Consider the following 8874-nt stretch of genomic DNA (forward strand, 5'->3'; position numbering starts at 1 on the left):
CCGATCCAGCTCGCGGCCTGCGTCGGGCGAGGGCGCGGGCTGGGCGTCGGCTTGGGGCGGGGGCTCGGGTTCGGGGTCGTAGGCGGCGACCGCCTCCTCGTACGCCCTGCGCAGTTTGTCCGCCTCGGCCTGCGGGTTGTGGAACCAGTTCGTGGACCACAGGCGGTGGAAGTTCCAGCCGAGCCGCTCCAGATGCTCCTTGCGCAGCCGGTCGCGGTCGCGCACGCTGCGTGAGTCGCGGTAGGAGGCCCCGTCGGCCTCGATCGCCAGGACCATGCGGTCGGGGTCCTTCGGGTGGGTGGCGGCGAAGTCGACGCGGAAGCCGCCGACCCCGTACTGGGGCACGACGGTGATGCCGTACCTGGCCAGGCGGTCCCGTACGTCGGACTCGAACGGGTTGAGCGCCGTGCCGCCCGAGGCGTCCACAGGGGTGCCGCCCGAACCGGCGTACTCCAGGTAGTCGGCCAGCAGCCGGGCGCCGGCCTTGGTGACGCGGGCGGGGTCCACGTCGTGGCTGGAGAACGAGCTGACCAGGGTGAGGCGGTGCTTGGCGCGGGTGGCCGCCACGTTCAGCCTGCGCTCGCCGCCGTCCCGCAGCAGCGGGCCCCACTGGTAGCGCATGCGGCCGTCGCGGTGCTTGCCGTACCCGATGGTGAGGATGATCGCGTCGCGTTCGTCGCCTTGGACGCGTTCGAGGTTCTTGACGAAGAACGGCTCCGGCGCGTCCTCGGCGAAGAAGTCCTCCAGCTCGGGATGCTCGGCCAGCGCCTCCCGCAGCGCCTGGTCGACGCGTTCGGCGTGGCGCATGCCGAGCGCGATCACGCCGAGCGACTCGCCGGGGCGGGCGCGGGCGTGGTCCAGCACCAGCTCCACGACCTTGTCCACCTCGGCCGGCACCGACGCCTCCTGGCCGGGCCCGACCGGCTGGGCGACGACCACGTGCCGCAGGCAGTCGCCACGCGACACGCCGGGGAACGTGGTCAGCGCCCCGCCGTAGATGCGGGCGTTCGAGAACGCCACCAGCCGCTCGTCCCTGCTGCGGTAATGCCAGGTCAGCGGCCACGTGGGCAGCAGCGGGCGGAGCGCGTCCAGCACCGACTCGAAGCCGGCGTCGAACGACACCAGGCTCTCCTCGTCCTCGGCGTCCTCGAGGCCGTCACCCACCTGCCGGAAGAAGTTCGTCGGCGGCAGCTGCCGGTCGTCGCCGGCGACCACGATCTGGTGCGCCCGCATGACGGACGGGACCGCGTCGGCGGGCACGATCTGGCTGGCCTCGTCGAAGATCACCACGTCGAACAGCCGGGTCGCGGGGAGCACCTGGCTGACGATCAGCGGGGACATGGCCCAGCACGGCTTGAGCGCGAACAACACGTCGCCCGTCTGGTCGAGCAGGCGGCGCAGCGGCAGGTGGCCCCGGCGCAGGGCCGCCTGCTTGCGGATCACCCTGGCCTGGAGCGGGTGGCGGTCCTCGGCGTCGCGCAGGCGAACCGCCCACGCCTGGCGGACGCGCGCCCGGTTGGCCGCCAGGTGACGGATGTCGCGCTCGCGGAAGTCGCCGGCGATCTCGTCGAGCGCGTCTCCCCTTTCCGCGGCGTAGCGCGGGTCGCTGACCCTGATGTGGTCGAGGATGGAGGAGTACCAGGCGTGGTCGAACGCGTCCGCCGCCACGTCCGACGTCGCCCGCATACGTGCCAGGCCGTCGAGGAGCTGGCCGAGGCCCAGCGCGTCGAAACGCATGCCCAGCTCGTACAGTCTGGGGAGTTTCCACGCGGTGTCGCGGTCGGCGCAGAGCGCGGCGAGGACCTGGGTGGGGTCGTCGGGGACGCGTACGTAGGCGCGGAGGGAGGCGAGCTGCGCCTCGCACTCGGCCTGCAGCCGCACCAGCCCGCCGAGATCCGTGGGCGGCCACGGCGATCTCTCTCGCACCCCGGCCCCGTCCGGCGACGTCCCGGGGCCGTCGCCGCCTCGCCACGGCGTGCCGGGCGGGGAGGCGCCGTCCGGGCCGGCACGCCAGGCGCCGGGCGCCGGTGGCGGCAGGCGGAGGGCGTCCCACTCGGCGAGCTGCCCGGCCGCGTCCGCCAATGCCGCATACAGCTCGGCACACTCCGGCTTGCCGGAGCCCAGCCACAGCGCCCGGGCCTGTTTGCGCAACGCGTGACGCTCTCGCAGGCCTATGGTGGCGTCGCCGACGGCGGTGGCCAGGCGGGCCGGGTCGGATTCGAAGACGCGCGGCGACAGGCGCCGCATGGTCTGCGCGACGCCGGCGAAGAGCCGCAGCATCGCCACCCGTTCCCGGTACCCCTCCGGCGCCCGCAGGCCCACCTCGGCGCACGCCTGGTCCACCCGGTACGCCAGCAGCGGCAGCAGGTGCGAATGCAGCCGGGACGCCAGATCGGCGGCCTGCCGTGCCTGCTCGGCGGTCCGCAGCGAGGCCCCGTACCAGGGCGTGCTGCCGGGACGGAGCGTGAAGCCGCCCAGGTGGGCGAAGTCGCGCAGCTCGTCCCTGATCCGGTCGGCCGTCTCGCGGTCGATGCGCTCGGGCGGGAAGAGCCGCACCGGCGTACGCGCCTCGGCGGGGGTCCCGAGCAGCGCCGACTGGATCTGGAACGCCGACACCCCCCACGGCGCGTGCGGCTCGTGCAGCCCGGCCACGTGCCGGGACAGCCTGCGCTGCCGGTCGACGAGCCGCCGGTCCAGCTCCTGCTCCGGTCCCGCGTTCACGCTCTGCGCGAGGTCGAGCGTGTCTCCGAGGTCGCGGGCGATGCGCAGCCGGTCGCGGGTGCCCTCGTGGATGTCGAGCACCAGATCTCCCAGGTCGGCGCCCTTGAGCCGGGACAACACGGCATCGATCGCGGCCCGCTTCTCGGCCACGAACAGCACCTTGCGCCCCTTGGCGACGAGCGCCGCGATCAGGTTCGCGATGGTCTGGCTCTTGCCGGTGCCCGGCGGCCCGTGGATCACGAGGCTGCGGCCCGACAGCACGGCGGCGATGGCGCTGCGCTGGGAGGAGTCGGCGTCGAGCACCGAGTAGTCGTCCTCTGGCGAGTCCAGCTCCATCGGCTGCCCGCGGTCGCCCGACAGCAGTTCCTGCGCGCCGGGATCGCCGGCGATGGCGGCCACGACGTCGCTGTCGGCCAGCAACTCGCCCGCCGCCTGCATGTCCCGGACCATCGGCAGCTTGGAGTAGGTGAACGTGCCGATGACCCGCCGGTCCTGGATGTCGAACCCCGGCACCTCGGCCGCGGCCGCGATGGCCCGCAGCTGGTCGTGGTCGCCGGTCACGCGTTCCGCGTCGGCGCCGTACACGGTGGCGAGCTTGTGCAGCAGCACCGGGTTGACCTCGTCCTCGTCGTCGAGCGCGAGGTCGAAGTCGTCGTGCCTGGCCCGGGTGGGGGTGATGGTGAGGCCGCGCAGCAGCACGGGCGCGGCGGGCTCGAGGAACAGTTCGTCCCATCTGGCCATGCCGGTCGCCAGGTACGCGGCCCGCAGGCCGCGCTCTTCGAGCAGCTCGCGGGATTTGCGGTGGATGGCCTGCACGCGCCTGATCGCGTCGGCCCTGGCGTCGGCGTCGCTGAACAGGCGGGTGAGCCTGATCGAGCCGGTGCGGAGGAAACGTTCGAGGCTCGCGGGATCGGCCCCGGCCAGGTCGAGTGTGCCCGCCCGGCGGTCCTTGTAGTAGAGCAGCGTGTTGCGCCCGCCCAGGTCGGTGAGCGCCGATATCCAGTTCGCCTGGGCCGCGGCGATCAGCTCGGCCCTGCGGCTGTCCAATGGCTCCGCCATGAGCGTCTCTTCTGCCCTGGTGCGGGCTTTGCAGTCGCTTGACCCGAAGACCGTACAGTCGTGGGGTGAGCAACCTGGAACTTGACCCGCAGGAGATCCGCTGCGGGTCCGACACGGGCGCGGACCGTGAAGTGCTGGAGGGGCGCGACGTGCCGCTGGGCGGGCCGCGCGCGATGTCCGTGAGCAGGACCCTGCCGGGCGCGCACCGGCGCATGATCGGCGCCTGGTGTTTCCTGGACGCGTACGGTCCCGAGCAGTCGGCCATGCGGGTGCCGCCGCATCCGCACACCGGCCTGCAGACGGTGACCTGGCTGGTCGAGGGCGACGTGCTGCACCGCGACAGCCTGGGCACCCTGCAGCGGGTACGCCCCGGGCAGCTGAACCTGATGACGGCCGGTCGCGGCATCTCCCACTCGGAGGAGTCGCCGGAGACGGTGCTGCACGGCGTGCAGTTGTGGGTGGCGTTGCCCGGCGAGCACCGGCACGTCGCGCCCGCGTTCGAGCACCACCCTGCGCTGCCGGTGCTGGAGGGTTCGGGGTACGCGGCGACTGTGGTCATGGGATCGCTCGGCGGCGTGTCCTCCCCTGCCTCCGCCTACACCCCGCTCGTCGGCGCCGAGATCGCCGTGGACGGCCAGGGCGAGGTTCCGCTCGACCCGGCGTTCGAGCACGGGCTGCTGCTGCTCGACGGAGAGGTGGCGGGGCTGGAGCGGGGGCCGCTGGTGTACCTGCCGCCGGGGCGGTCCGGGGTTCGGGTTTCCGGGCGCGGTCGGGTGCTGCTGATCGGCGGCGAGCCGTTCGGCGAGGAGATCGTGATGTGGTGGAACTTCGTCGGCCGCTCCCACGACGAGATCGCCGCCTACCGCAAGGAGTGGATGGAGGGCGAGGGGTTCGGCGCCGTCGAGGGGTTCGACGGGGCGCCGCTCCCCGCGCCCGTGCTGCCCGGCACCCGGCTCAAGCCGCGCGGGCGGGTGCGTTAGACAGACCTGCCCGTGGTTGGACAGCGGGGTCTGTGTGATATCTTCGGCGGCGCCGTACAGCAGGACGACTGGAGGAGGTGAGACCGATCAACGCTGTGATGACAGGTCGGGGCTCCCTCCCCTGCATGGTCTAGGGAGCGCCCGGCACAAGGCACCCCGAAAGGCTTTGAAACGCTATGCGCTTCAGCTTGACCTCCCAGACGTCGACCGACGGCGTCACCGAACAGTCCTTCACCCTCGGCGAGATCACCGGTGTGCTGTTCACGCCGAAAGGCGCCACCGGCCCCCGCCCGCTGATCCTGATGGGACACGGCGGCGGCCAGCACAAGAGGGCCCCCGGCGTCCTGGCCGGCGCACACCGGTTCACCGCCGAGGGGGGTTTCGCCGTCGCCGCGATCGATGCCCCCAACCACGGCGACCGGCCGAAGGATGAACAGTTCATCCAGTTCGCGGGCGACATGCAGGCCCGCATGGCCGCCGGAGAGGATCCGGCCGGGCTGGTCGCGGCCATGCACGACCTGCTGTCCGGGCAGGCCGTCGCCGACTGGCAGGCCGTTCTGACCGCAGTCCAGGAGCTCGACCACGTGGGCGCCGGCCCGGTGGGCTATTGGGGTGTGTCGATGGGCTGCGGGCTCGGTGTGCCGCTGCTCGCCGCCGACTCCCGGATCCGCGCCGCGGTGCTGGGCCTGCTCGGCGTGCACGGGCTGGCCGCACCCGCCGCCCGCGTCACCGTGCCGGTGCAGTTCCTGCTCCAATGGGACGATACGCGGGTGCCCAGGGACCAGGCCTTGGCGCTGTTCGACGCCCTGGGTTCGACCGACAAGACGCTGCACGCCAACCCCGGCGACCACGGAGGAATCCCGGCGTTCGAGACCGACCACGCGCTGCGGTTCTTCTCCCGGCACCTTGGATGAGACCGCCGCCTTGTAGCTCGCGACGCGCCGTCCGGGGCCCGTTCCCGGCCGGCGCGTTTGACCGGCACTAGCCACCGCGCTTGTAGGTGTAGATCACGTCCAGGTTCGAGGCGTCGGACGGCACGTCCACCAGCAGGCGCACCATCGCGCCGGTGAAGTCGATCGCCTGGATCTGCCGCCTGCCGGCCGTGCCGTCGGGGCGTACCCAGCAGACCAGGTGGTCGTCGCCGTACCAGGTGGCCAGGCCGGAGCAGGGCGACTCGACGTGCCGCAGCTCGGCGCCGCTCCGGTAGTCGTAGACGCGGTGGGTGCCGTTGTGCAGGCCCGGGCAGTCGGTGACGAACCGCTTGCCGGTGGGTGAGAACAGCGCGTCGGCGATGCCGGAGCCCACGTTGGGGATGCGGCGCACGCGGGTGCCGTCGGCGGTCCGGTGAGGGAGTCGCGGGCGTAGTAGACCCAATCCTTGGTCTTGGTGGCGCGGACCATGTACGTGGTGAGTCTGATCGGGTCGGCCGGGCTCTCGTACAGGGTGGCGGTGGTGCCGGCGAGCCGCACCGCGGCCAGGTTCGCGGTCGAAACGGGGGACGGCCTGGGCGACGTCGGCGATGCTGCCGCCGATCAACCGGTTCCGCCTGTCGCCGGACGGGCTCCGGTACGCCTTCGGGGGGCAAGACCGCGGTGCACGGCATCGACCTGTTCACCCGCCTGTACCCGTTGCGCACCCCTTCCGTATGGTGTACGGTACAGCGTACGACAACGATTGAGGAGACGTGTTGACCTTGCAGCCCTTCCGCCTCGAGACCGGCCACGCCGAGCTGGACGACCTGCGCGCCCGGCTCGACCGGGTGCGCTGGCCGGACGAGGTGCCCGGCCTGGGATGGCAGTACGGCGTGCCGCTCGCCCACCTTCAGAGCCTGGTCGAGCACTGGCGCACCGGCTACGACTGGGCAGCGGCGCAGGCCGGGCTGAACCGGCACGACCAGTTCGTCACCGAGATCGACGGCCAGCGCATCCACTTCCTCCACGTACGCTCCGCCGACCCCGGCGCCCTGCCCCTGCTGATCACCCACGGCTGGCCCAGCTCCCCGGTGGAGTACCTCGACGTGATCGAGCCGCTCAGCCGCGACTTCCACCTGGTCATCCCGTCCCTGCCGGGCTACGGCCTGTCCGGCCCCACGCGTGAGACGGGATGGGGCTCCACGCGGATCGCCCGCGCCTGGCTGGAGCTCATGACCCGGCTCGGCTACGAGCGCTTCGGCGTGCAGGGCGGCGACTGGGGCACCTGGATCTCCCGCGAGGTCGGCATCCTGGCCCCCGAGCGCGTGGCCGGCATGCACGGCAACGGCATCATCTGCTTCCCCATCGGCGCACCCGGCGAGCTCGACGGACTCACCGAGGTGGAGCAGGAGCGGATGGCCTTCCGCGAGCACTACCTCACCGGCCAGTACGGCTACAAGCTCATCCAGTCCAGCCGGCCGCAGACGTTCGCGTACGGCATGGCCGACTCCCCGGTCGCGCTGCTGGCCTGGTTCGCCAGCGTCTACCACGAGTGGAGCGACGCCGAGATCGACACCGACCGGCTGCTCACCACGGTCATGCTCTACTGGCTGACCAACACGGCGGGCTCGGCGGCCCGGTCCTTCGTCGAGACGCCGGACACCGACCAGGACACCAGCGTCGAGTGGGAGCTCAAACCCGCGACGGTGCCCACCTCGATCTCGGTGTTCCCCAAGGACATCCTGCGCCCGATCCGGCGCTTCGCCGAGCGCGACAACAACATCGTCGGCTGGGTGGAGCACGAGCGCGGCGGCACGTTCGCCGCGCTGGAGCAGCCCGAGACGTTCGTGACCGATGTCCGGGCGTTCTTCACCGCTCTGCGTTAGTACACCGAGATGTGCGGGTGGTCGTAGTGGTTGGCGGTGTTGCCGCCGCGGTCGGACATCGTCCGCCAGGCGCCGGTGCGGACGTGCCAGATGCGCTGCCGGTAGATGATGTACATGATGCCCAGGCGCTTGGCGTTCTTGATCGCCCAGTTGGCGATCTGATCGCCGCGCTTGAGCTCCTCCGCGGACGGCATCGCGCCGCCCCGGCTCAGCATGAAGTCGCACGCCCGGCCCAGGGGGTGCTCGCCGCCGTCCTGGATCGCCCGGTAGCAGCCGATCCCGTACGGCACGTCGAACCGGTCCTGGATGAGCTGCTTGACCAGCGCCATGCGCGGCGTGATGTGATCGGACCCCTGCGGCAGCTGCGGCACGAACGTGCCGTCGGAGCGCATGCCCGGCGCCTTGTGCAGCTGGTCGATCTTGTCCCTGATGCGCTCGATCTGCCGCTCGGCCTTCTTCTTGCGTGCCTCCAGCTCGCCGACCGTCCGGTCGAGATCCCCGGCGCGGGCGGCGGCCTCGTCCTGCGCCTGCTGCCGGTCGTCCCTGACCTGGGCGAAACCTTGGAGCCTGGCCTCCTGGAGGGCGACGAGGTGCTGGACGAGGGCCATCCTGCCGAGGAGCGTGGACGGGTCCTGGGCGCCGGACAGCATGGCGACCTGGCTGGGCTCGGTGCCGGTGTACTGGGCCACGGCCATCGCCCTGAGCTCGGTGGAGTTCTGGTTGTAGACCTCCTGGGCGGCGGCCAGCTTCTCCCGCGCTGATTTTTCGGCTTTTTCAGCCTTCTGGTGGGCGATGCGGCTGTTGTAGTAGTCGGTGATGAGCTTGTCCGACTCCTTCAGGAGCGTGTCCAGCTCCTTCCTGAGCTGCTTCACCGTGGGCTTGGGCTCGGCCCGCGCCGCCGCGGGCGTCACCACCAGAAGACCCGCTGTGATGACCGCGACGATCCCGCGCCACCGGGCACGCTGCCGGAAGGAGGGGGCCGCAACCGCCACGCTTCTCCTCACCCAGAGCCGCAGGGCAGATTCCGATCAGGATGTCATCCAGGCCGGAAGGCGCCCTCTATCCGACGCTAGATAGTAGGGGATCAGGTGCGGTGGCGTGCAACCCGCCCCTTTTCCGCATCGCGCGGCCGCCGTGCCCTGCGGGCCACGACCTGCCGTCCGAGCAGCACCGATCCGGGGACCACCACGATCATTCCGAGCAGGCTGGAGCCCAGTCCCACACCGATGTCGGCGTCCAGCAGGCCGTCGCCGCCACCGCCCAGCAGCGGCACGTCCAGTGACACCCGGACCGAGACCGAGAGCAGCGGTTCGGGGT

General features: G+C 71.7%; 7 protein-coding genes. 3 read left to right on the top strand and 4 right to left on the bottom strand.

Annotated elements, in window-relative coordinates; genetic code table 11:
- Window positions 1-3780 (bottom strand): AAA domain-containing protein (locus ETD86_RS50150; protein ID WP_138673682.1); only part of this gene is annotated, 3780 nt, incomplete at its 3' end.
- A gap of 65 nt (window positions 3781-3845) precedes the next feature.
- On the opposite strand from ETD86_RS50150, the gene ETD86_RS50155 reads away from it, so the two are divergent.
- Together ETD86_RS50155 and ETD86_RS50160 are read left to right on the top strand one after the other, a co-directional pair.
- The gene (locus ETD86_RS50155) at window positions 3846-4760 is read left to right on the top strand and encodes a pirin family protein (protein WP_138673683.1); all 915 of its coding nucleotides are present in this window, start codon (window positions 3846-3848) and stop codon (window positions 4758-4760) included.
- 188 nt (window positions 4761-4948) lie between these two features.
- Window positions 4949-5674, top strand: a complete 726-nt coding sequence (locus tag ETD86_RS50160) for a dienelactone hydrolase family protein (protein WP_246149457.1) — start codon at window positions 4949-4951, stop codon at window positions 5672-5674.
- A 67-nt stretch (window positions 5675-5741) separates the two neighbouring features.
- Here ETD86_RS50160 and ETD86_RS50165 read toward each other — a convergent pair whose 3' ends face one another.
- Complete coding sequence (locus tag ETD86_RS50165) at window positions 5742-6083, bottom strand: hypothetical protein (protein WP_138673685.1); 342 nt, start codon at window positions 6081-6083, stop codon at window positions 5742-5744.
- Window positions 6084-6447: 364 nt separating this feature from the next.
- Between ETD86_RS50165 and ETD86_RS50170 the strand changes: the two genes are divergently transcribed.
- Window positions 6448-7557, top strand: coding sequence for an epoxide hydrolase family protein (locus ETD86_RS50170; protein ID WP_425465711.1), 1110 nt, complete (start codon window positions 6448-6450; stop codon window positions 7555-7557).
- Here the strand turns inward: ETD86_RS50170 and ETD86_RS50175 are convergent.
- Window positions 7554-8549, bottom strand: coding sequence for a coiled-coil domain-containing protein (locus ETD86_RS50175; RefSeq protein ID WP_138673687.1), 996 nt, complete (start codon window positions 8547-8549; stop codon window positions 7554-7556). The two genes, ETD86_RS50170 and ETD86_RS50175, sit on opposite strands and share 4 nt — an antisense overlap.
- Before the next feature lie 92 nt (window positions 8550-8641).
- On the bottom strand, window positions 8642-8874 hold a 233-nt coding region (locus ETD86_RS56320; RefSeq protein ID WP_170223732.1), incomplete at its 5' end, for a hypothetical protein.

Origin of the sequence: Nonomuraea turkmeniaca, from assembly GCF_005889735.1 — a bacterium.
Classification (GTDB): Bacteria; Actinomycetota; Actinomycetes; order Streptosporangiales; family Streptosporangiaceae; genus Nonomuraea; species Nonomuraea turkmeniaca.